Below are 23,792 nucleotides of genomic sequence, written 5' to 3'. Positions count from 1 at the left end.
TGTTCTATTTGCAGATATCTCATTTCTATTTGCAGAGTTCACAATTAAGTAAACTAGCAACCTTCCCACGCAGGAAGATTCTCTCCCTCGCACGGGGAGAAGGATTCTATTTGCTAATTGCTGGAGCTATTTGCAAATTTTCTGTTCTATTTGCAAGTCTCCTCCTGCTATTGGCAGCGTTCACAAAATACAAAAAAAGAGAATCTTCACCAGGAAGATTCCCCCAAACACGGACAGGTTAATATCTCTTTAATAGGTCAATGGTTCGTTTCATATCAACAGTGCCGTCACTATTCAATTGAATATAGTCCAGACGCTGCGCAATTGTCATAACCTTCCCGATCCGCGTTCTTGCTGGCTTTTGCAGATTAAGGCCATATTTGTCTGATTCCAGAAGAATCGCATTCATGGCTTCTTTTCGAACGCTGCGCTTATCTTCGCCTTCGTCAGGGCTAATTTTTACGCAAAGGCGCTCCTGTTCAAGCTGCAGGAAATACGGTTTGTTGACTGCAGAAGCCCACCAGAATGCCCAAAACCCTCCAGCCGGATTTGAAACATATCCCCAATCTCCGTTAATTTCTTTTTGCAGTTCCTGATAGAATCCCTGCCAGGCATAATGGTCCCATTCGGCTAAAGCCTTTGTTTTAAAAGACGCCACACTTTCTTCTATCTTTTGCAGATGGGTCAGATAATCAAGAAATAGCGGATGCTGCACACCATTTTCCTTCCCCTCCTGCAAAATCTCAAGCATCATAGTTCGTTTGAAGGGCTTATAGCCTGCCTTATCAATGGATCTATAATGGCTTTGGTCAGCAATTTTATAATAGATCGGCAATTGGATGAGATCAGGATTTTCTCTCTCAACCGACTTTCGGTATCGATAGAGCTGATCTGAGTGGTTTTTCGTAAATGTTTTATCCTCTATTAAAATAGCGTATGTATCATTTACGATCGTCAAAATGTCGAGAGATTTAAACTGGCGTTTGATCTCTATCGAATCAATCACCGGAGCTGGCAGCCCGTGCAAATTAAAAATTGCTGCCAAAAACTGATTGGCAGCTTCATATAACGAACTGTCCAGTGATCGATATGCCGATTCACTCCAGGCCATAAGCCAGCATAAAAAAGCATCCTGTGAAAGCTCACTGGTGGCATAATCAAATATATTCGGCACATCCTTAAACACTGCCCGGCTGTCACGAGCATTTTCAAGCAGCATCTCTACATCGTGATTTCCCATATAATCCTCCCAATATCCTCTTCCAAGGATAGATTGATAGTGCATCGGCGGCCAAATGACAGACTCTCCGATATCTAAAATTCTGCCTTGTTCATTTGGGTAAAGCAATAAAAGCCGATCGTCCCCCTGCTGTGCAATAACTGCGGGTATGTCTTCAATCCGCTTCACATACCCGCACTTCCCGCGGCACACATATGCGGGAAATCCATCAAGAATCACTCCGCCATCTTCTGTATCCTCCAGGCTTTCCCATGCATCTTCTATAACCGCACTTCCGCAGCGCGGGCAATCCTTTGTCTTCACATTCATCTCCCCTTTTTCTTCTAAACGAATGAGCAGCGGAAAAAGAGCAAAAAATTTTCATCCTTATTAAAATGTATTATTTACCATTTACTATAGTATAATATCTTCAGGTAATTATGACTATATTTGTATTTTAATAGAGGAGCATCCAGACTATGGGAAAATTTGTTTTATTATTTTTATCATTTCTTGCTATTGTAGCCGGCTGTGAAAGCAAGCCGGCAGCCGACCCTGCAAAAGAGATATCGGCAAATAATGAAAAGAGCCCAGCAAGCGCTCAGCAATCAGCAGAGAATCCCCAGCAGGAAGAGGAAGAAACAGAGGAAGCTTTCGACTGGACTGGAGAGTGGGTATTCCTGAGCGATGATAACCTTGGAAGCCTTAAGATTGAAAAAGTGGACGAAGAAACCATCCGCTATCATCTTGGCGGCTCTGTCATTAATTCAGTAAATGGGAGTTCCTACGCAAACGTGATGGAGGGCACGGGCATGATCAGCGGAAATACCATTACGTATACGAATGAACTCTCAGAAGACTGCGGCGGTAAGATGGAGCGAAACGGAAACATCATTACTATTACAGCAGCAAACGGTGCCTGCCATACGCCGCAGGTCTACTTGGATGGGAATTATATTAAGGCCGATAGCCTGAAAGAGCAGCCTCTGTTAGAGATTAAGAATGGTCAATTTTTAGTGCGGGGCATTTCAATGTGGGACACGCCATCGACTGTAAAAGAGATGCATGGAAACCCTGCATATGAAGGTCCGGATGAAGAAGGTTTTTATGAATGGATTCAGAATTATGAAGATAAGAAGCTGTTTATCTCTTACAGCAACAATCAGCCAGACTCTGTCCACACAGAAGCACCTGCTGATGTTTTCCTCCCTGAAGCGGAGAAGCTATCAGGGGAGCGATATACAAGTGAAGACGCAAATTATATCTACCTTCCCGAAAAAGAACAGCTGCTAATTTACCAGACTAAAGCCGAAGACCCTTCTGTCATTACCTTATTCACAGCCTATGCAGACGGTAATTTCCATGCAGGCGTGGAAAATGGCTGGATAGTGAAAGAAGAGTAAAAAAAGGGGCTGACATTCCGTTCTCGATTATGACAAATGGCAGCCTCCATAAGCCTATTAATGATAAAACAAAAGCCCTTCCAGACGGAGGGGCTTTTAGCTGCTTTATATCAACATCATAATAAATTAATTCATATATCTTTTTGCTAAGTTAATGGCTGTTTGATTTTCAAAAAACTTTCCCGCAAACCTCCAAAGAAGCTGCTGAATGAATGGAATTATTAACATCGCAGCTAAAAAACGAATAAAATATAAAAGGACTAATAGAACTACTGCGAACACACTAACCAGGACGCTTTTATTCCCTGCAAACAAATCAGCCACAGACTCTGTCCATGCATACAAAACAGGAGACACCGCAGGATAACTTGCTGCAAAAGCAAACAATACATTTATGCCCCATATGTTTCGATATTTTTTCTTCTTCTTATCATAGTGCTCATGCTCTGGTTTACAACCAGCCATTTCTTTTTTTACATGAGGCATGATGAATGTAATGCCAAACAATATAATAAGTACCGGTACCAGCAAAGTTTGCATCAGCGGAATTAATGCATCAAAAAGGCGATGCAGAATAACAGGGATAAGTACAAATGCAATTATAATTTTTATTGATACAGGGGTAGGTGCGACATTGACAGGGTAACTTGCATCGTCGTCATCATCTATATCCCAATCGTTATCCAATGCGCTTCCAGGCTGGATTACCAAGCCTGCTTCATTAATGCTGGAGGATGGAATATTGGTGCCATAGGAATCCTTTACTGGTTTATGAGGATCCTTCACCTTTCCATTGGAATGTACATTTTCATACCCATTATAATTCATTGTTCATAGTCTCCTGACTTTGATCCAAATTTGCAAATATAATTTATATTAACAGATCGACTTGTTTAATGGTATATAAATATTACATTTTATCCAATATTAGTATATACATAGTTAAAAATACCCCAATACACTCTAGACAGATAGATGGCATTTTACCAAAATAAAAAAAAGAACCTCCACCAGGAAGATTCTCTCACTCTATTATTTATATACTTTTATCGTTATTGTCTTGCTGCCCCACTGGAGTGCACGCTGTTTATTTGGAATAAAGACGTCTATTTTATTTCCTCTTACCGCAGAGCCTTTGTCACCTGCAATGGCTTCTCCATAACCAGGAACAAATACTTTAGATCCCAGAGGAATGATTTTTGGATCGACTGAAATAACCTTGGCGTTCGGGTTCTTTTTCAGATTGATTCCTGTATAGGTTATGCCGCTGCAGCCCTTGCAGCTGGCAGTATAGGCAGTTGCATTCACTTTAATTTCTTTATAAGCTTTCGTTGATGATGCAGCCTTTACAGCTGTCTTTTTAGGTGCTGCAGCTTTTGCTGAAGCTCCGGTAACCTTTAAAACTTGCTTAGGTTTGATTTTATCTGAAGTTAATTTATTCCATGATTTAATTTGCTGTACTGTTACGCTATATTTTTTAGAGATGGCCCAAAGCGTATCTCCTTGTTTCACAGTATGTGTATTTCCGGCGGCTGAAGTGACATTGGAAAATCCAAACGATAGAAAAACAGCTGTTACTAAATAGATTACTAATTTCTTCATGATATCTCCTTTATGTCCCTTGATAGGAACATATTAACACCGTTAGATAACAGATAGATTTCAGTAAAACTCTTTTTTTGTTACAAATTAAATGGATTTTAATAGTTTTGTAATATAAATTACCAGACTTTCATTCGAATTTTCCATCAGAACCAAATATGGCACCTTTTCCTGCTTGTACAGGTAAGGTGCCCCATGTTTTAATAGGCAAAATTGTGATTGCCGATTTGTTTAATGACTGTTCTAGTAAATATCCATTGATCTGCAGCTGTATAAGGATTGTAATAATAGACGGCGCCACCGGTGGGATCCCATCCATCAAAGGCATCTCTTACCGCCTGATAAGCTGTGGTATCAGGCTGCAGCCAGTACTGGCCGTCATTCACAGCTGTAATGGCATTCTTTTGGAAAATGACATTGGAGAGAGTATTAGGAAACTCATTTGACTCCATGCGATTGAGAATGACAGCGGCAACTGCTACCTGGCCTTCATAGCTTTCTCCGCGCGCTTCCCCATAAACCACATGGGCCAGCATGTCTACATTCCTAAGCATTTCTGCTGTGTTAACTCCTACAATGCCATCAGCTGCTAAACCGAAATCATATTGAAAGTTTCTAACGGCGTTCTCTGTTACCATTCCATAATACCCTGTATGGTCTGTGTTAAAATAACCAAGCTTTTGTAATGCTGATTGAATATATGTAACCTCCGGGCCTGCTGAGCCATTCTTTAAAACTGCAGCATCTGCCTTCGGCTGGCTGAAACTCAGCACAAATACCATTGCGGCTGCTGCCGCAATCCACTTTATGTAATTCACTTGGACACTCCTCTTTATGTTTTTTTTAAACAATTGCCCTCCTTTTATTAAAGTCATATGTTCACCTTTGCTTGTTTCCCTATAGGATTAGTTAAAAAACTCGATCAAATGGTTTAATTTTCCGGATAGGACCAAGGGATAGGTGTAGAAAAGAAAAGCCGCTCTCTATAGAGAACGGCTCCCAATTTATAATTTAAACTTCTCCACCGACTGTTCCAGCTGTTTAGAAAGACTGCTAAGCTGAAGAGTCAGCTCTGAAATCTTTTCTACCGCATTCTCCTGCTGGTCTGTTGAGGCAGCGACCTGGCGGGAAACTTGTGCAGTGTCTTTAGATAGACCGGCAAATTCATCAATGGATGCAGAAATCTCTTCCGATCCGGCTGAGAGCTCTTCTGTTACAGCAGAAACCTCCTGGATTTCCCCGGTAACCCCTTCAACCGCATGCAGAATCTGGTTGAATTTCTCGCCGGCGCTATTAACCAGAACAGTGCCTTCTTCCACTTTTCCTGAGCTCGCATGCATATTTCCGACTGCCTGTTCAATAGACGATCTAAAGTGATTTAACTTTTCGGCAATTTGTCCAGCTGATGCTTTTGAACCTTCTGCCAGCTTTTTAACCTCCTGGGATACCACCGCGAAGCCTTTGCCATGTTCGCCTGCCCTTGCTGCTTCAATGGCTGCATTTAATGCAAGCAGATTGGTTTGCTCCGCTATACCGGATATCAGGTTCACGATATCTTCAATTTCAATAGCCTGCGTACCCAGCTCTTCTATAAATTGAGATGAGTCATTTACAGTCTTTTTAATCTCATTAATCTGCCGGATGATGGATTGAACCTCATCAAATCCTTCTTTTACCTGCTGTGTAACTGTATTGGATTGTTCGCTCACATCTGTCGAAGCTTCTGCAATACGCTGAATGCCTATAGCCATTTCTTCGATTGCTTTGGCAGATTCCTCGCTTCTGATCAGCTGTGTATCAGTAGCCCCTGCCACTTCCTGAATCCCTCTGACAATCAGGCTGCTGGCCTGACTGATTTCTTCCACCTTGTTTTCTATTTTCCCTGAAGAAACCAGGAGTGCTTCTGAAGATAATTTTATGTCTTTAACCATCTCCTTCGTAGACTGTGTCATTTTTTTGAAAGACTCTGTCACATGTCTAATTTCGTCATTTCCTTTTATTTTAATCGAACTTGCCTTCTCTTCTGCTCCGCGAAGATCGCCATCAGCCATTAATTGAGCGGCCGAACTGATGCTTTGCAGCGGGTGCAGTCTTCTTTTGACGAACCAGGCCAGAATGGTCACCACGGCAAGGATTAACAGTATATTTATCACCAGGTTCATCGGCAGCACTTCCAGGAGTACTTGATCTGAAATGCTGTTAACATTCTCTGCATTGATGTCTACACCCAGAATCCCGATTACTTTGCCATCGTTTTTAATTGGCACAAAAGCTGAAAGATAATCGCCATATTCCGGATCATGAACGATTGGTGAGCTTGAGGATTTTCCATCCAGGACAGGAGAAATATCTTTATATGTTGTAGCCGTTGTCGGTGTTTTAATGTCTGCAGCAATATCGGAGTCCTTCGGCAGGCCATCAACCATTATAAAGAGTTCTTTCTTCTCGGAATCAGCCATTAGAGTATAAACGTAAAACGCACCCGTTTTCTCCCGAAAATCATTCAGCTGTTCCCGAAGGTCCCAGTAAGCCTCAGACTGATCGGGATTCTTCAAAAAATCCTCATACTTCTCTGTTTCCATTTTTGAGGAAATATTGTCTGCAATTCTTAAACTAAAATTTTCAATAGAGGACTCTACTGAATTTTTCGTGCTTAAGTAGAGCATAGCAATATTGCCGAGTAAAACAATTGCCATGCCAAGAGCCATAACCAATGCTATTCTAGTGCTGAGCTTTTTCATATATTTCACTCCATTAGTAAATATTTCATATATGGATTATATCTTTTTACCCGGTTAAATATTACTAGAAAAATCAGGAAATACAAAAAAATACTGAAACCATCTGGCTCCAGCATCTCTCCTAATCTATCATTATCTCCAAAAAACTCTCGCCTTCCTCAGTGGCTGGCAGTCCAAAAAATTCGCTGAATGTCGCCCCAACGTCTGCCATCGAATTGCGTTTTCCGAGGTTAACCGGTTTTACCCGTTTCCCTGCAGCGAGTATTGGAACGTATTCTCTCGTATGGTTGGAATGGCCGATGGTCGGGTCGTTGCCATGGTCGGCCATGATCATGATCAGGTCGTCCTCTTCCATCTTGGGAAGGAATTCCGCGAGCCACTGATCGGTTGTATTGAGCAGACTCGCATACCATTCTGTATCTTCCGCATGGCCTGCCAAATCGGTCTCCTGTACATTTACCAGAAATGCCGCATCCTCTTTTTCTTCTAAATAAGCACTCTCCAAAGCTTGTAATACTTTTTCAGTATCGACAATTGGTTCTGCAGGTCCTTCACCATGCAGAACATCTGCCGTTTTGCCAATCCGGTGGACTTTGAGTCCATGCCGGGCAGCGATCATCGGAAATTGTCCGTCTATGTTTACACCGTAGCCCATGTGATAGACTTCATAGCCTTTTCCGTACACCTTGGCCTTCGGGGCATCCACTCCCCACTGGCCTGAATTTTTTTCATGAACAACTGACAGGATATGTTCAATGGTTGTATAGGGTCCTCCAAACGCAATGACCCGGCTGGTGTCGACATTCTGGCGGACAATTTTCCCGACTTCCTTTAATTCCTGGAAAGGCATTCTATTAAAATCAGCGGTTAAATTGATGATGTTTCCCAGTGAGGACTCAAGATTATCTCCGATGACACAGGCACCGTTTACTAATAGCACCGGCCGGTCTTTCCAGGGGTATTCAATCCCATAGCCCGCTTCTGTTAATGCCTTACCCAGGTCTCGATGAATATCTTTCATTAGCCTTTTATTTGAGCGCTTCGGGCAGCTTCCGGCAATTTCCTGATGTCCGAGGTACGTATCTGCCCCGTGATGGGCCAGTGCCGAGAAGCCGTAAGCATTGGCAGGGGCTGCCTTCCCATCCACAAGTGCCCCCAGCCCAAGGTTATATAGAGTTGGGATTTTTAAAAAATCAGCCGATTCCCGGATATGCTTATAGGTATTGGCTCTGCAGTCAGAAGGGCTGAACTCTCCGCAATCCTCCATTGCGCCTATGCCAAAGCTGTCAATTACCAGCAGAATTGCTTTTGCCATCCTTACCACTTCCTCTCAAAGTGTACCAGTTCCGGCTTTCCGCTTTGAATTCCTTTTACCAGGGCAATATGGGCCCTTGTGACGAACACCTGGGTGCGGAAAGAGAAAACAGCTGTATCTCCTTCAGAAACCTGAAAGCCGTCCGGTTTCTCAATCGCACCATAGTAATCAATCGCTTCAGGAGCCGGTTCAATTGCTTTTACATACTGCTTCAATATGTCTTTTTCATCGCTTCCGACCAGGCACCCGGTTAAATGGGAGCGGCCGTAGTAGCCCCCGCCGATGACATAATAATGCTCCTGATCCTGGTGGGACACTTCCGTTACATATACAATGGCAGGTTTCTCGGGGAGATCCCGGTACGCATGCAGCGGGGTCGTTCCGGTAAGGGCATGTCCCGGTTCTCCATGTGTTACACCCTGTTCTGCCAGGAACGGTATGGTTTCACAGCTGGTCGCACTTGGACCGTTTACCTGTTTGACAGTAATGCCCTTTTTCTCCAGAATGTCTTTTGCTTTTAAAAGGGTTGTAAAGTTAGGAGTCGGTTCCATGCTTTTCTTATCTTCAGAGAGCTGAAAGTTCGGGAAGGTTGTGACGCCTGCTACGTTAATCCCGGGAAGCCCGGCCAGTTCGGGAAGTTCTTCATCCAGCTTTTCCAATCGAAAGCCGCCCTGCTGTCCGGGATAAATCATATCCCCTTCTGCATACACCCTTAGAAGTACATCCTGCACCGTTCCTGAGTGAACAGCCGCTTCAGAAAGCTGTCTGGCACGTGCAAGGGAAAATAGGGTAATGACCTCAGGATTCCATGACAGCACTTCCTGCCACTGATTTTTTCCCGGCTGCACCAGGTGGCCGACATTTCCTATTTCAACGCCGCCTTCTGCCAGTGTTTTGGCTTCATCGAATTCAACAGCAACCGCCTTTTCAATGCCGTGCTCTGCAATAAACTGGCCTATAAACGGAAGCCTTCCAAGCTGCTTGCTCATGAAATAAAGCGTAAAGTCATGGTTTTTTGCCGTTTTTGCCAGAGCTGCTACATTTTCTCCGAGTATATCGAGGTCAATTACGTACGTATTCGGGGGTATTTGCCCGCTTTGATGCAAGGTGACACCCGATTGAATAAGCTTAGGATTTCTGCGCTTTGTTACATCTAAAAACATGGAAGTTTCCCCCTTTATTTACGGGTATCAACGATGCTGCACTTCTTTTGCAAGAGGTATCACTTTTTCGAGAATGCCGATGATTGTGCCAGCCCCTGATTTCATCGGATTGATGCGCAGTCCATATTCCTTCAGCTCTGGCTGTGCTTCCAAAAAGCTTCCGGAAACGCGGTAAATCATCGGAATGATTTCATATTTTGATTCTGCCCCAACCGGATGAGTGGCCGCCCCATACTCGTCACTGATGCTGATCACGCTTTGGGCGATCGGATCTTCAAGCTCTACAATGACGTTTTTGGATTGGGCATTCGTCATGTAGGCGGCGCGTATCCCGCTCACAGCGCCTTCATTCAGACGGCGGCAGAGCTCTTCCACCTGCTCGTTCTGAATAGCCAGCGATACAGGTGCGAAGGTCATCATTCTTAACAGCTCCATGGCTTCATAGCCCTGAACCTGGCCTCCGCCCGAATAGTTATAGTGATGCACCCGTTCGATGGCGTCTTTTTTGCCGGCAATGACTGCAATTCCTTCCGGCCCGAGAAGCTTAAATCCGGAAAAGGTTGAGTAATCCGCTCCTAATTCCACGCCAATTCCCTTTGTCTTCAATGCGCAATAATTGTCATCCACGACGATAGGAAGATCCGGGCGTTCTTCCTTCACTGCTTTGATGACTTCGGCCAATTGGTAATGATCTGCAGGCTGCTGGCGGGCATGCTGAATATAGAAAACTTTAGGACTTTGATTAGTTCTGATGGCCGTTCTGATTTCCTCAAGATGGTTGTAATCTGCCTGGACTGTTTTGATGCCTAAGATTCTTAACGTTTCCTTTGTCGTCGTATAAACAGGGGCCGTGTGAATGAACATCTCATCTCCAGGAGACAGAAGCATGCTTAGAATATTGCGGATCGCGCCTGTTCCTGCTCCCCTGACAAGGGCACAGTCTTCTGTTTCAAAGAAATCAGCCAGAACTCTTTCCACAAGATACGTCTGTTCCGGACGCTTATATATTGGGGAAACTCCAAGGTCTCCCATCGACAGAAATTGCCTGCCCTTGAAATGGCGGCTCATTCTGTCAACCAGTTTGAATTGTTTTTCCTGTGCTTCCTGTATGGATAAGCTTGGCAAAACTGAATTTGCGTACTTTAATTGGGCTCGGTTGTATGTGGACACTATGATCGCTCCCTTATTGAAAAAGCTCTGGATGGATTAACGGTCAAAAATTGATGAAGGATGCTTTCCGGCACTCCGGATTTCTTCAATTTTGGAATAAACATCTCAAGCACAAGACCGTAGCCCGGGCCTCCGTTCTTCTTCCAATGCGATTTGCGGGTCAAATCAGCTGACAGAAGAATTTGCTTTTCATATCCGCGGTTTATAAAATCAAGAAGAAAATCAGCTCTTTCTTCATCGGGACGGTAATTATTTTTTCCGATCGTATCAAACGCGATATAGGCTCCTGTTTCCAAAACAGCGAGAACTTCGTCTTTATTCGGGTTGAGGTCCTGATGGCCGATAATGATCTGATCAGCCGGCAGGCCATGCTTCGTCAGCAGCTGCACCTGCTCAAGCCCGAGTGTTCCGAGCGTTGTATGAGTGGTCACCGGAAGGCCGGTTTCGGTGCCGGCCATGGCGGCACCAATTAACAGCTCACGTTCGATCGGCTTCATTTCATTTTTGCTTGTGCCCACTTCCCCGATGACACCCGGAAGTATGCCCGTATCAGCAATCCCTTCCTTGGCTTCTTTTATAAAATGCTGTGCAAACTGCTCCGCTTTCCAGCCGTCTGCAAAATCCGGGATATAAGGATCTTTATAAAAGCCTGTGCATGTAATAAGGTGAACCCCTGTTGCCTCGCTCAGCCTTTTTAGCACAAGAGCATCCCGGCCCATACCGTCATTTGTCACTTCCACCATTGACCTTCCGCCGAGACGATAGAAATCCTCCAGTTCCTCACGCATGCCCTGTTCATCATCCAGAATCGTATCCGGATCTTTTTTCACTCTCGAAAGATCAATGGAGAGATGCTCGTGAGCCGAGCAAATCCCCAATTCTTCCGGAGCAATTTTTCCAAGTACGGTTTGTATCATGGCTGTCCGCTCCGTTCTCTTTGTTTTTTTACTGAGGTATGTTCATGATGCCTAGTGCTACCAGGATATTAGCTATGATTCCGACTGCAATGGCACCCACAGGGCCGACCGCAATGCGGACAATCGGGCGTCCTGCCGCTTCATTCAGCAAATAGAATCCGGCAATAAAGAAGAATCCAAACCCTGGTGCAATCGCATTGGCAGCGTTCGCTCCGCCGATTAATAGTGCTACTTCCAGAAGCTTGGTCATCGCACTGCGGATATTTTCTCCGGAATTACGGACACCGGGATATTTATCAAGGAATCTCGCAATTGAGCTTAATAGCATAACTTCTATGAAAATAATAATGACACCGCCGATTAAGGCTACCCAAACATTCGGGGAGAAAAATCCGACGACGAAGATGAGTGTAAATCCGACCGGGCTGTATACACCTGTTGCGATCGCTGTACTGGCGACAAGCGGTATAAAGCCGAGCGCACGGGCAGCCGCTGCAATTCCGGCATCTGTTGCTTTACCCTCTGCTAATAAATTCAGAGAAATTGGGTCTCCTGCCATGATCCATAGATTCGTAGCAGCTGCAATAAGACCGCCAATAATCATAAAGAACACAACATTTTTTCTGATTTTAGCCACTTTATCACTGAATACAGCAGCAAGATCGATGGAGGAGCCTTCTTCAGCTTTTTCCTTCATGGCAAAAACAAGCAGAAAGATCATCCCTGTAATAAGGGCCATTCCTTCCTGGTTCAGTGTTACTGTTGTGCCTGAAATCGTGAGAACTCCGCTTTCATTCAGCCAGACAGCGAGCTGACGGATCAATGCAGAAACGATAAATGTTATGACCCCTTTTTTAACGCTGAATTGCATGGCAACCGCAAGTGCCGGGAATGCCATAAAGGTAACGACGACCGGTGTTCCGACCGCTCCCATTGCTTCAAGGAAATTAAGCGGCAGATAATCGAATAGCTTCACAAAGCCTTCGAGCCCGATTAACAGCCCTGCTCCATAAGCACCGCCAATTACTGCCGCAAGCGGTGTTCCCCATTTATTCTTCGGCGTCAGCAAACCGATAATATCTGTTCCCAGCAGGATACTGTGAACGAGGATGATACTCGCCGAGAGTGTAAAAGGTATTCCAAATCCGATTACAAGTCCGAAACTCATCGCAAAGGCAGTAAAGGCCAGGTCCCTTCTCGTCATCCGCCCTTCCACATGTTCGGAGACAATTGGACGGAGCCCATCATTGAAAACCGCAATATTCATATTGGCCAAAACAGCAGCAACGGCACCGATCAGGATAATTAATGTCATTTCCATTTCTTTCTCCCCCTCAATTAAAATGGATTAGCTTTTATTCTTTAAAGCTTTGATAATCATAGGCACTGCGGCTTCTTTGTGGTCAGCTGTAAAACCGAATGCTTTCTTCCCTTCGCTGACAGCGGTTACAATTTTCTCCTCAACAGGCTTCTTTCCCGGCATGGAAACCGTCTCGCAATTTGGCTTGCCGAGAAGGGCAATCGCCATGGCTAAAGCACCGCCGCCTCCTGTGTGGCAGGCCCCTACATAATAATCTGCCTGTCCCGTCTTAACAGCCATCGCTGCTTCCAGATCTGATTTGACCATCGTCGTTATGCTGCTGTCAATCTCTTTTATTAAGCTCTCAATCTCTTTTTTATCCACCTGTCCGCCAACTACAATTTTCATCTTAATTTCCTCCTTTGTTGATTTGCAGTACATTTGTGTAATGTATAAGCAGAAAATCGATTTCCTCTTGGGGGAGCTGATTCTTCCATTGCTGCTGTACAAAATCGATTTCCTTTATTGCTGTGGAAGCTTCCGGTGACTGTTTGACTTCATCCAGCAGGGCAGGATGAGGAGCCTCAACCTGTTCGCCATTTTCAATTCTCGTCAGAGCTGTCGGCAAATGGGTGAAAAGCATTTCCGCCCCTTCAATGGCTTCTCTTTGCAAACGCGACTGTAAATGCATAAAAGCCAATGTCGTTATATCCGCGGCTTTGGTGCTGACAACAGACGAGCTTAATAGGATATCCATTCTTTCTTTGAGTTGGTTTATATCCATCGTTTTAACCCCTCCAAAATACAGTATTTAGTATATTAATGCTGCTAAGAAACTAGAACTTCAGTTTCTTAATAGTGCGGATATTTTTTTCCTTCCTCTACCAGCCTTTGGATCTCTTCCACTTTATTAAACTGGAGGAGCTGGATTTGCTCCCTGATATTGGTTCTTTCACTTTCAATGACAATGGCTGCTCTGGTTGCTTTTACAGCCAGTTCCTTTGCTCTCTTTGATTTAAAATCAGAGGAGGCAAACGTTTTTAGTGCTCTCGCTTCATCTGCATTCCAGACCGCCGCATCAATAGTGCCGTTTTTCAGCATATTGAAAAGCTGCATATAGTCCACCTTTATCAATTCAACCTTGTGCTCTTCACATTCAAGCAGGGTGATATTGGCCTGGTCAGCAGATGAATAGTCAATTCCAATTTTCATGCCATCTGTAATCTCGCTGTTTTTGCTATCTGAAAAAAAGACTTTATGGGACGTTACATAGGTCTCCGGTCCAAGAGTATGGAGTATTTCCAGCCCATCAAACTCCTGTACGGCCTCTTCTGCCGCCAGCTGGGACATGATCGCAAAATCGTAGCGCCGGGTTTTTAATGATTCGACCCGCCTTCGGGCTCCTCTCATATAAGCGAGGCCAGACTTCTTGTTAATCTCTTCAAACCCCTCGACAATGCCAGTCGCCAATCCCTCATACTTGCGGGAATAAGGCAGCGGCATTACGCCCATCACCGGCCCGATGCCGGCAATCTCATACAGCAGGTTGATGTCCCTCTTTTTCAGAAACGTCCCCAGATGCCCTCTCGATTCAAGCGAGATGGCATGCAGATCCTCCAGCACCCTTAATGCCCCCTGCACAGTCCCGCGGCCAAGAGAAAGCTTGTCTGTAAAATCACTTACCCGGGGGATTCTCTCTCCCTCCGAAAACTGAATAAGCTCCTTCGCAATAAACTTGGCAGCCAGCCCATTCTTTGAATATAAACTTTCCCAAATACGGCTCATATTGTATTACCTCTTTACTTTGATCAATATACGAAAAACTGTATATTATGAGTGTAGCGTTTTTATTTAAGTAATTCAAGCTAAAGTTTTCTCATTTGTTTGTTTATTTAGTCTATAAAATATTCTTTTTTTTATTTCTGCTTATGTGACTAAGGTGTCCAATAAGGAATACGGTTACCCGGAACAGCTGCAATTAACCATTCCTCCCCGCCTTGACGGCAGCCATCGCCAGCCTGCCAGCACTCATACATTTCATGAGATCCGTTCACAGATAATATTTTTCCTGATTGAAAAGCTAAATACAAATGCGGCATATTTTCACCTAACCAAATATCCACAACTTCCTCATTTAAAAGACTATCTAGAGACATAGTATTCTCTTTAATTGTTATTGTCTTTTCATGAAAGTTCACCGCCTGGTCAAAAACTGTCCATTTAGGATCCTCAATATGAAGCCAGGGTTGGGATTGATTGGGCGGAAGTTTCAAAGAGAAATAGAGATAGAAAGAATCTGGCCCATCAGATTTTATTCTGATGACCATTCCTTTTACAAAGATCTGCTTTAAAGCTGCTTCAGCAAATTCCTTATCTTTTTTATCCAAAGAAACCATTTTTCTTCCCCTAAACCAGTTCACATTCCATCCCCTTCCTATAATGTAATGACCCCAACCCACTGACTTGTTTTTGAAGCTAGTTGAAAGGTCCAGTTATCCACCCACTCCGGTTTCCCTAAAAATCTTCTATAAACGACATGGCTTGGCACCTCTTCAACAAGAACTTCTTCCTTAACCATCAGGCCGCTTTTATGATAAATTTTGGCCATCAGTTTAAATGAAGCAACCGTATGGACTCCGACTACATAGGCAGTGTGTTCTTTATCCGGGCTCTTTTTGGGAGTGCCTTTTAATAAAAACTCTACCGAATACTTGTGTTCTTTAATTTTTTCAAGAGCATCCTTAACCGGAGTATAATTCCAGCTCTTTTCTCGAAAAACAGGAGAAATAAACTCATTGAATACTCTGCAATACTCAATATATTTTTCTTCTGGATCACTTAAATCCAAAAATTCCTTTGGGTTATATGGGATCTTGATGGTTAAACCATTCTCGATTGTATAGGAGTCAACGATGGTTTCATTTATTCCTGCCAAACAGTAAACCATCAAAGATTCCACTTCATCGGTTAATACTCCATGCAAGTAACGGCTTACTATCAGTGAAAAAACATTCGTCTGGAGATTAAAGCCTACTTCATTCTTTTTTTGTCTATTGGTTGCATCGTGAAGAATAATCTCTTTTAATTCCACCTAAATCCCCCCTCAACCTAACTTGATTGAAAGAACTCAATATCTAACAGCAATCCCAATTATAAAGGACATTGGTGAAATTCCTGCTTTTTAAATCTTCTTCTTTTATAAAGAAGTTGGCAACACCGCTGTCCCCGAACATTAAGTCAATATCATCGTCCGTATCCGCTTGGAATAGTAAAATGGTATATTCTCCTGTTGGGTCATTTTTTTCTCTCGGATCCTGCTGGGTGAAGTAAGGATAACCGCCTATTTTATGGCCCTCTGCACCTAACTCCTCAAAGTAGAGCTCATGTAAATCCTCATAGTCCGGATGATCGATGGATTCGAATAAGTCAATATTGACCATGTCCTCAAAACGGAAGTCATCAGCAGGTACAGGAGCGATCTTAAGCTGGAAACTCATCTTAGCTTCCTGGACTATCGGATCATATTCATTACTTAAATCAGGTATATATGAAAAGTCAGTCACCAGGTCTGCTTCATCTTTTACGATATTTGGATGATAAATAACCCGGAAGTTTCTTTGAGCAGTCGGGTTATCAAAATCAAGCCCATACATATCATCAACCGGTGAGAGATAGAATTGAAGAATCCCGCCTTCAGGCATCAGCTCAATGCGGGGAACTTCTTCGAAATTTATCTGTGCAAATAGATTCATATAATTCCCCTGCTCATCCTTTGGGTAATCGCTCAACTTTGGAAGGTAGGGATGTCCTCCGAACTTGCTTTCAAAAAGGGTGGTCTCCCCTCTTTCTGCTTGGATGCTGACAAACGGTTTTGCTGTTTTTTCTAATTCGGTCCGATATTTTTCAAATTCCTTCGGCAGCTTTAAAGATAAGTTAGTCATATTGTTTATCCTCCTGATTCTATTCCATCCAATTAATTAGTCACTTCTGTTAAAATTTCATCCATATATTCCTTTAATTCTATTCTTATTTCTTCCGGCGATTCATCCAGGAGCTCTCCGGCCACTTTGGAACCAGGGAATTTACTTAAGACTGGCATGCCTAAAAGTATGCGTTCGCATTCCCAAATTTTAATAATCTTTAAGTCTATGAGGTCACCGTTCTTGTCAGTAAATCCTACTGAAATGGAGGAACTGTATCCAGGCTGAAAGACATCACTGCCCTCTTGGTCAAAGGCAGATTCGAGTTTGAGGCCTTTCTTTGTAAAAGCAGTTTTATGCTCTTTTTGGAGTCTTTCAGCCTGTTCTTTGAGTTTCTGTTCAATGTCTTCAATCTTCGTTTTTAACTGCGGGGTAAAGTCTTTATCTTGAATTCTCATACCATCAGCTACTCTCATTATTCTTTAGAAACGCGGGTCAACTCATCGATACTGCTCTTTAAAAATCAGCTTAAACTTGGGCCTTAACGTTATTTCTATAATGTTTTCATATAAATCTGATTCACCATGAAACAATCGAATGATCGCATATTCCTTTTCATCCGCGGCAATTTCTATTTTCCTTACAGAGAGCAGCTTCATATAGGAAAGAACTTCATTAGAGTTTTTTTCTTTTACATCTATTATAAATTCATCGTAAAAAGGAGATAGCCTGACCTCCATCACTTCATTTTCATTTTCTAAAATAAAGGATGAAGTGTCATAATAAAAATTCTCCGTCTCATCTTTTCTCCCCGGCAATGATTCAAACACCGATATTAGGTCAGCTTCTTCTGGGATCTCCATGATTAAACCCTCCTATTACAAATAGCTATTACCATTCCCTCCATTCCTCTGTGATGTCCCCGTCAAACTCCAAACCCGCTATTCCTGCAGCTTCCATAATGTAGTCACAGAGCTCTTCTCTTTCAAGTGTCTCGATAAAGTAATCATACTTTTCATTTAGCTTGTTCAGCTTTAGAGTCACTTGTTTTACGTATTTTTTGATGTCTTTTTCCGACAATCCGCTATCTTGTGTCAGATTTTTCAAAAACGAATCAAGAGCCTTATTGGCAGCTCTGATATTTTCTTTCGTGAACAGATCATCACCATCTGCCAGTCTCTTTTCCCACTCTATTGTAGGCTGAATCAAATCCCCAATTTTCTTATCCTTTTCCGGATCCCTATTCTTAATTTTCTGCTTGGTGTAATGCACTTCCTCAATATTTTCACACACAGAGAGATCGCCATCTTGTACATGCGTATCAGGAAAAATAAAAGCCTTCAGCTTAGGCAGATTTTCAGCAAAGCGAATCGAAGGTATATCTCCACAATTAATCAGCTTTAATTGTTCCAAATGCATCAATTCACCAATAGACGAAAAATCTTCAACCCCCTTGCAGCTCTCAAACTCCACATCAATCAGCGGAGCCTTCACTTTGCGAAGCGCACTAACATCTTTTAAACTCCTAAGATAATTCAACTGAAGCATTTGCAGGCTCATTATCTCTTGGATTCCTTCAAGTGTGACAATATTTGATTGTGTTAAAATAAGCTCTTTTAAGCTTTTTAACCCACTAAATTCAGTGAGATTCCTGGCTTTCGGCTTATAGCTCCACAGCTGGGCTCTGGTTAGCTTACTCAATTCATTCAGTCCCGCCGTTTTACGCGGCAGTTGCCCGTATACTTCTTGCAGATTCTTAAGCTCTCCTATTTTAAAAACATTTTTAGTGGTTGTTTCATTTATCGATAGGATTCTTAGGTTCTTTAAGCTATAGATGCCGCTCAGGTCTTTTATAAAAGAATTCAAAACATCCAAATGTTCAATACCCGGGCATTCATTCAAAAAACAAACATCGGGAAAATCAAAATCTGACACACCCACATGTTTAATGTTATGTTTATTGATATATTCCACACTCTCATTTATAGCGGCCGGATCTTCAAAGATTACCTTCTCTCCGGTTTCATCACTGCGGATATAGACATTCCCTTCAAAATAAAATGGCATATGGATACCTCTTTTTCATTTAACTTGCTGCATACTATAGAATTTCTCCGCCGCCATCCATTTTTCCTATCAACAAAAAAAGAGCTGCTATAAAAGCCGCCCCATCCTAACGTTTTATACGTTGTCCTATAAAATACTCTTAAATCCCCTCGCCTGCTCATCCAGCTTTCTTGCTGCTTCCCCGATATCTTTAAATGCGGATACCGCCTGTTCATTAAGAACCTGATTTTCAGAGATGCCGGACTGTGATTGCAGGGTGGCGTCACTGATTTTGTTGATTTCACTTGATATTCCTTCAATATGGGCGTTGACTTCCTGAATGGAGTCCTGCACCCGGTTTGCGAGCTTCCGCACTTCTCCGGCAACGACGTTGAAGCCTCTGCCATGCTCGCCTGCACGCGCGGCTTCTATGGCTGCATTTAAGGCGAGCAGGTTGGTTTGCGCCGCTATTTCCCGGATCGTTTTTACGATGCTGCCGATGGATTGTGCCTGTGATTTGAGAGAATGGAGGATTTCCAGGTTTCCTTTGGATTCATGAACAAGCTTGCCTATTGCCTGAGCAGCCTCTTCACTTCTCTCAATTCCAGCTTTTGCTTTTTCACTAAGGGCTTCTGACATTTCCTGAAGCTGGTATGCCACCTGTGCTGTATTCGTTTCCCGCTCCGTTATATCAGTAGCAATCTTCACGACACCGGCGACCTTGCCATCACTCCCGAAAACGGGTGTGTATGTTGCTTCGAGCCAAATGAGGTCTCCTTGTTTGGTCACACGCTGGATTTTTTCCTGAAAGCTTTTGCCATTGCGCAGATTTCTCCAAAGCTCCTGATATCCCCTACTGGCCGCAAACTCAGGGGTACAAAATTGCTTATGCAGCATATTTGGCATCTCTTCTGCCCGATATTTCACGGTTTTGGCAAAATTCTCATTTGCCCAGAGCACTTTCCCGTTCCCATCAAATTCAATCATCGCCAGAGAATTTTCAATTGCAGCCAAAACAGCTTCTTTTTCAAGAACCTGTGTGCTTTTAACATGATTAGGCTGATACGTTGTAAGCATGCTCTTCCTCTTTTCAAAAAAGTTTGTCAGAACATATCCTTACAAGCAAGTGATTCCTTGTAAGTGCTGGCCGGTTGCGCTACTAGCTCGAATTCATTCAAGCGCCCAAATTTCCCTTGAATTCTCATTGCTTCCAACTTGTTCTACTATATGTCTATAGTACTAGTATCGGTTTGGCATCACAATTTTGAATGCTCTGCTCTTCTTTATGCTGAAAATTCAAATAATTAATCATTAAGGCCCATGATTCCCATAATTAGTAAAAGTAGAATAGAACTGTAAGAGATGATGAGGAAGGGATGGATTTATCTGAAAAGTAAACTGATTGCGTTATCTTTGGCCTCTGCTTTAAGTTTTTTACTTTTTCCGGAAAGTAGTTTTGCGGAGAAAACAGCTGTGGAAAACCAGGCGATCATACCTGGTGCGCACACGGTAACAGAACAATACTTTGACGGCTCCGGCAACAACTGGCTCACTACTAAGAATCCCCTGCAATATCAGCAGGCAACCCTTTACGGCAATATTGGCCTGGCTCCTTATCTATGGGGAAATGCAGCGGAAGGAACCGGATGGCACCAAATGTACAAGCCTGCTTCTGTAACAGGAACTCAGGTAAATGGTATTTTTGAAGATGCCCAGTTTGTCATCAGGGTTCCGGACCACTGGAATGGCCGGCTGGTAGTTTCGGGAATACCCGCGACAAGAAATGAAACGTCGACCGATCTGCTTTTCAGCGATTATGTACTGGAAAAAGGATATGCTTTTGCAGCGATCGATAAAGGCACCCAGGGCGAGGCTGATCCAGCTGATCCATTGGCAAAAGTAAAGAATGCGCTAGCCGGTGAGGATGATAGTGTCGCGGAATGGCATCAGCGGTTCCGCCAGGTTACGAAAGCCGCACAGCAGTACTTAGCCAGCTCACATACGGATGGGCTGATCGATCCGGCAGACTCTTCTGATCCTGCGAGTGATTTAGTATCCGCACAGCATAAGATTCCTACATATGCAATGGGAATTTCCAATGGCGGCTACGTCGTGCGCTATGCTCTTGAAAATGACGATCCGGAGAAAACCGGCGAACCCCGTCTTTTTGATGGAGGAGTCGACTGGGAAGGCGTATTATGGACGGAGAAAAAAGAAAATTTAATCAGTTCCCTGACCACTGTTGTGAATCATGCGGAGGAAGCTTTGTATGGAAGCGGCAAAGAACAGCAAAAAGCGGTTAAAGAGCTATACAAAGCAGGCTTGCCAAAAGGGTCTGAAAAACTGTGGGCTTACCATGATCAGGTATACTGGTTTGTCTCGCTGAATATCTATCGGGACCATTTCGATCCGGAAGCACCCGGCCGGACGGAATGGAGCAATTACCTGAACTTCGTTAATGGCGTGAGAGACCGATCTTATGATCCTATTTTTGAAGATTATAAGTATGTGACCCGGCCGAAGGAAGTGAAGGAAAATATTAAGGCGGTGGCCAATACCGGAGATATTGATGTGCCGCTGATCTCCTTCACGGGGTCACTGGACTCGCTGATATTCCCGGAAATCCATGCCAAGGGATATGAGAAGCTGGTTAAGAAAGCCGGAAAGCAGGATTTGCACCGTATGTACACGATCGAGAACGGCAACCATGTTGACAGCCTGGTCTGGAACCCGGGCACCGATCCGGATCAGGAACTACAGCCACTGCTGCCTTATGCTCATCAATCATTTGACCTGCTAGTTGACTGGGTGGAAAACGGTGAAGCGGCCCCTGCGAGCAAAACGGTTGATGCACCGGCGAACCCTGTTAAGGTCGTTGATTTGAAAACAGGGCATGAACGGGATCCTCGTTAGGGTGGTTATTCGAAGCGGGGATGAGTTCTGAAATTGAGATAAATTTTTTCGCACAGAAAAAGTCTTATCCGCACAGAAATTGAGGCTATCCGCACATAACGTTATATATGAATGCATCTAGTTGCAGTTTTAGATAAAATATCATCTAAATATGCTGCCCCAGTCATTTTAGATTGGGGCTTTTAAGAGTTTTTTGGTTAATAAGCAGTTTTTTCTTGCTTCGGGTTAGTGCCGGAGGCCAAATTAGACCGCTCTCGGCGAAGGCTGCCCCCGGGTTCGGACTGTAACTGGCGCTTTCCTGCATTTTGTGTCCGAAGTTACACCGGCTTCTGACTCTAACTGACTCTCTCCTGCTTTTTGTGTCCGAAGTTACACCGGCTTCTGACTCTAACTGACCCTTTCCCGCTTTTTGTGTCCGAAGTTACACCAGCTTCTGACTCTAACTGACTCTCTCCTGCTTTCTGTGTCCGAAGTTACCCCAACTTCTGACTCTAACTGACCCTCTCCTGCTTTCTGTGTCCGAAGTTACACCGGCTTCTGACTCTAACTGACTCTCTCCTGCTTTTTGTGTCCGAAGTTACCCAAGATTAATCCCGGCTCGTCCCTTCATATACACCATCATATCAGCGATGAACCTTCCGGCTTCCCGCCATCAGCCACACCACCACCGGGAGCAGTCCAAAGGAAACCACGGTAATCCCCGTCCAGCCTCCGGTCTGCCATACCAGACCGGCAAGCGTCCCACCGGTTGCGACTCCAAGGTAATAGCTTACGAGATAGATGCTCGAGGCACCGGCTTTGTGATGGGCAGCGCGCTCATTTACAATAGCCGCCATTAGTGAATGCGCCACAAAAAACCCCAGGCAGGTCAGGCATAGACCTATTACAATTACCGACAAGGAGTGCATATTGGTAAGCAAGGTCCCTCCTATTAAAATGACGGTTCCAACCGAAACCAGTGTGGTTTGTCTGAAATAAGAGGATAGTCTTCCGCCCAGAATGGAGCCAGCTATACCAAAGCTGTACGCCAGGTAGGTAAAAGAAATATTTTTTACAGAGAGATTAAAAGGTTCCTGTTCGAGATAAAAAGGCAGGTATGTCCATACTCCTGTAAACGAGAACTGGAGGAGGATCCCCATTGCAAACGCAGGGAAAAGCTTCGTATTTTTCAGATGTGAGCCCATGCCTGACAAGTCTTTTTGTACAGATCTTTTACTGGGACTAAAATAATGAGATTTTGGCAGAGTTATAAAATAAATGATGAATAGCAAAATGGAACATCCAAATAGAAAGTAAACAGAAGTCTGCCAGCTGGCCATATCTGCAATGTATCCAACGAAGATGCGGCCGGCCATTCCGCCAATGGCATTGACTGCAATATACATGGTGATGCCGAGGCTGATGCTCCTGGGATCCAGCTCCTCTCCTAAATAGGCGATGGCTGCTGCAGGCAGTCCCGCTATACAAAAGCCCTGCAGGAAGCGCAGTACCAGAAAGGTTTCAAAATTAGGCGCAATCGGCAATAGCACCAGCGGAATCATGGTGCAGACAAGTGTGAAATTCATAATGGAAACCCGCCCGATTCGATCAGACAGAAATCCGAAGAATAACAATCCGAAAATCATGGAAACTACAGCAGCAGACAGTGATAAACCGGCTGCCGCAGATGTGATGTCAAATGAATCTGCCAGCAGCGGCATAATCGGCTGCACAAAGTATAAATTAGCGAATACTAAAATGGAGGCACTCGTCATCGCAATCATAATTTTTTTGAAGCCTGCATCCTGCAGCGAATATTTAGTTGATTCCTCTTGTCGAGCTTGTACGGCAGTCATTTTTTCACCCTGTTCCATTAAAGCGTTAAATTCATCATACCATTTCCTTTCACAGGAATCGAAAATTTTTCCCGCTCGATCCCCATTAAGAACTTCTCTCAACTTTTTTTTGAAACAGCACGCACCTTCATTCCAGCTGTCCTAAATGTTATAATAAAGGAATGGACTTTACAGGGCCGATTAATCCCTTTTACGGGAGCCTTGTTCTAAATAGATTCGACAAAATTCGGGTGGTGCCTGTCACCAAT

The 23,792-nt window shown here is 43.7% G+C and carries 23 protein-coding genes and 1 riboswitch; of the genes, 2 read left to right on the top strand and 21 right to left on the bottom strand.

Features of this window, described 5'->3' with window-relative positions:
* Nucleotides 1-238 precede the first annotated feature (238 nt).
* Nucleotides 239-1,543: a PD-(D/E)XK nuclease family protein gene (locus ACTHRG_RS04700; RefSeq protein WP_440230644.1), complete on the bottom strand. Its 1,305-nt coding sequence runs from the start codon at nucleotides 1,541-1,543 to the stop codon at nucleotides 239-241.
* Nucleotides 1,544-1,698: 155 nt separating this feature from the next.
* Between ACTHRG_RS04700 and ACTHRG_RS04695 the strand changes: the two genes are divergently transcribed.
* Entirely contained in the window at nucleotides 1,699-2,622 is a 924-nt protein-coding gene (locus ACTHRG_RS04695; RefSeq protein ID WP_076257221.1) for a hypothetical protein, read from the top strand.
* A gap of 126 nt (nucleotides 2,623-2,748) precedes the next feature.
* Here ACTHRG_RS04695 and ACTHRG_RS04690 read toward each other — a convergent pair whose 3' ends face one another.
* The 19 genes from ACTHRG_RS04690 to ACTHRG_RS04600 all read right to left on the bottom strand — a co-directional run bounded on the left by ACTHRG_RS04690 (nucleotide 2,749) and on the right by ACTHRG_RS04600 (nucleotide 19,873).
* Nucleotides 2,749-3,450: a hypothetical protein gene (locus ACTHRG_RS04690; RefSeq protein WP_076257219.1), complete on the bottom strand. Its 702-nt coding sequence runs from the start codon at nucleotides 3,448-3,450 to the stop codon at nucleotides 2,749-2,751.
* A gap of 204 nt (nucleotides 3,451-3,654) precedes the next feature.
* A complete protein-coding gene (locus ACTHRG_RS04685; protein WP_076257218.1) occupies nucleotides 3,655-4,224 on the bottom strand; it encodes a LysM peptidoglycan-binding domain-containing protein in 570 nt (189 codons plus the stop codon).
* Nucleotides 4,225-4,424: 200 nt separating this feature from the next.
* A complete protein-coding gene (locus ACTHRG_RS04680; protein WP_083675300.1) occupies nucleotides 4,425-5,042 on the bottom strand; it encodes a cell wall hydrolase in 618 nt (205 codons plus the stop codon).
* A 186-nt stretch (nucleotides 5,043-5,228) separates the two neighbouring features.
* Nucleotides 5,229-6,965, bottom strand: coding sequence for a methyl-accepting chemotaxis protein (locus tag ACTHRG_RS04675; RefSeq protein WP_076257216.1), 1,737 nt, complete (start codon nucleotides 6,963-6,965; stop codon nucleotides 5,229-5,231).
* Between the two features lie 121 nt (nucleotides 6,966-7,086).
* Entirely contained in the window at nucleotides 7,087-8,280 is a 1,194-nt protein-coding gene (locus ACTHRG_RS04670) for a phosphopentomutase (protein ID WP_076257214.1), read from the bottom strand.
* A 2-nt stretch (nucleotides 8,281-8,282) separates the two neighbouring features.
* Nucleotides 8,283-9,443, bottom strand: a complete 1,161-nt coding sequence (locus ACTHRG_RS04665; RefSeq protein ID WP_076257212.1) for a YhfX family PLP-dependent enzyme — start codon at nucleotides 9,441-9,443, stop codon at nucleotides 8,283-8,285.
* Nucleotides 9,444-9,470: 27 nt separating this feature from the next.
* Nucleotides 9,471-10,613, bottom strand: a complete 1,143-nt coding sequence (locus ACTHRG_RS04660) for an aminotransferase class V-fold PLP-dependent enzyme (RefSeq protein ID WP_076257211.1) — start codon at nucleotides 10,611-10,613, stop codon at nucleotides 9,471-9,473.
* Nucleotides 10,613-11,530 carry a phosphotriesterase family protein gene (locus ACTHRG_RS04655; RefSeq protein WP_076257209.1) on the bottom strand — a complete coding sequence of 306 codons (918 nt, stop codon included), beginning with the start codon at nucleotides 11,528-11,530 and terminating at the stop codon, nucleotides 10,613-10,615. The genes ACTHRG_RS04660 and ACTHRG_RS04655 overlap by 1 nt, the downstream gene beginning before the upstream one ends.
* A gap of 28 nt (nucleotides 11,531-11,558) precedes the next feature.
* Nucleotides 11,559-12,851 carry a YhfT family protein gene (locus tag ACTHRG_RS04650; RefSeq protein WP_071156322.1) on the bottom strand — a complete coding sequence of 431 codons (1,293 nt, stop codon included), beginning with the start codon at nucleotides 12,849-12,851 and terminating at the stop codon, nucleotides 11,559-11,561.
* Nucleotides 12,852-12,878: 27 nt separating this feature from the next.
* Nucleotides 12,879-13,238 (bottom strand): DUF2620 domain-containing protein, encoded by a 360-nt coding sequence (locus tag ACTHRG_RS04645; protein WP_061792828.1) that lies wholly within the window; start codon nucleotides 13,236-13,238, stop codon nucleotides 12,879-12,881.
* Between the two features lies 1 nt (nucleotide 13,239).
* A complete protein-coding gene (locus ACTHRG_RS04640) occupies nucleotides 13,240-13,614 on the bottom strand; it encodes a PRD domain-containing protein (protein WP_076257207.1) in 375 nt (124 codons plus the stop codon).
* 68 nt (nucleotides 13,615-13,682) lie between these two features.
* Nucleotides 13,683-14,615, bottom strand: coding sequence for a GntR family transcriptional regulator YhfZ (yhfZ, locus tag ACTHRG_RS04635; RefSeq protein ID WP_440230642.1), 933 nt, complete (start codon nucleotides 14,613-14,615; stop codon nucleotides 13,683-13,685).
* A gap of 149 nt (nucleotides 14,616-14,764) precedes the next feature.
* On the bottom strand, nucleotides 14,765-15,226 hold the full coding sequence (locus ACTHRG_RS04630; RefSeq protein WP_440230640.1) for a hypothetical protein: 462 nt from the start codon (nucleotides 15,224-15,226) through the stop codon (nucleotides 14,765-14,767).
* A 38-nt stretch (nucleotides 15,227-15,264) separates the two neighbouring features.
* Nucleotides 15,265-15,921: a hypothetical protein gene (locus ACTHRG_RS04625; protein ID WP_076257203.1), complete on the bottom strand. Its 657-nt coding sequence runs from the start codon at nucleotides 15,919-15,921 to the stop codon at nucleotides 15,265-15,267.
* Nucleotides 15,922-15,964: 43 nt separating this feature from the next.
* Nucleotides 15,965-16,771 carry a YwqG family protein gene (locus ACTHRG_RS04620; protein WP_076257202.1) on the bottom strand — a complete coding sequence of 269 codons (807 nt, stop codon included), beginning with the start codon at nucleotides 16,769-16,771 and terminating at the stop codon, nucleotides 15,965-15,967.
* Between the two features lie 32 nt (nucleotides 16,772-16,803).
* Entirely contained in the window at nucleotides 16,804-17,208 is a 405-nt protein-coding gene (locus tag ACTHRG_RS04615) for a hypothetical protein (RefSeq protein ID WP_076257200.1), read from the bottom strand.
* Nucleotides 17,209-17,250: 42 nt separating this feature from the next.
* Nucleotides 17,251-17,613 (bottom strand): hypothetical protein, encoded by a 363-nt coding sequence (locus ACTHRG_RS04610; protein ID WP_083675293.1) that lies wholly within the window; start codon nucleotides 17,611-17,613, stop codon nucleotides 17,251-17,253.
* 28 nt (nucleotides 17,614-17,641) lie between these two features.
* The gene (locus tag ACTHRG_RS04605; protein WP_083675299.1) at nucleotides 17,642-17,968 is read right to left on the bottom strand and encodes a hypothetical protein; all 327 of its coding nucleotides are present in this window, start codon (nucleotides 17,966-17,968) and stop codon (nucleotides 17,642-17,644) included.
* Between the two features lie 975 nt (nucleotides 17,969-18,943).
* Nucleotides 18,944-19,873, bottom strand: a complete 930-nt coding sequence (locus tag ACTHRG_RS04600) for a methyl-accepting chemotaxis protein (protein WP_076257194.1) — start codon at nucleotides 19,871-19,873, stop codon at nucleotides 18,944-18,946.
* A gap of 59 nt (nucleotides 19,874-19,932) precedes the next feature.
* Nucleotides 19,933-20,017, bottom strand: a riboswitch (cyclic di-GMP riboswitch).
* Between the two features lie 165 nt (nucleotides 20,018-20,182).
* Here ACTHRG_RS04600 and ACTHRG_RS04595 point away from each other — a divergent pair.
* Nucleotides 20,183-21,709, top strand: a complete 1,527-nt coding sequence (locus ACTHRG_RS04595; protein ID WP_440230781.1) for an alpha/beta hydrolase — start codon at nucleotides 20,183-20,185, stop codon at nucleotides 21,707-21,709.
* Nucleotides 21,710-22,332: 623 nt separating this feature from the next.
* Here ACTHRG_RS04595 and ACTHRG_RS04590 read toward each other — a convergent pair.
* Nucleotides 22,333-23,544 (bottom strand): MFS transporter, encoded by a 1,212-nt coding sequence (locus tag ACTHRG_RS04590; protein WP_076257284.1) that lies wholly within the window; start codon nucleotides 23,542-23,544, stop codon nucleotides 22,333-22,335.
* Nucleotides 23,545-23,792 lie beyond the last annotated feature (248 nt).

The organism is Cytobacillus sp. SAFR-174 (assembly GCF_051964675.1).
Classification (GTDB): domain Bacteria; phylum Bacillota; class Bacilli; order Bacillales; family Cytobacillaceae; genus Cytobacillus.
This window is presented reverse-complemented; position numbering and strand designations above follow the sequence as displayed.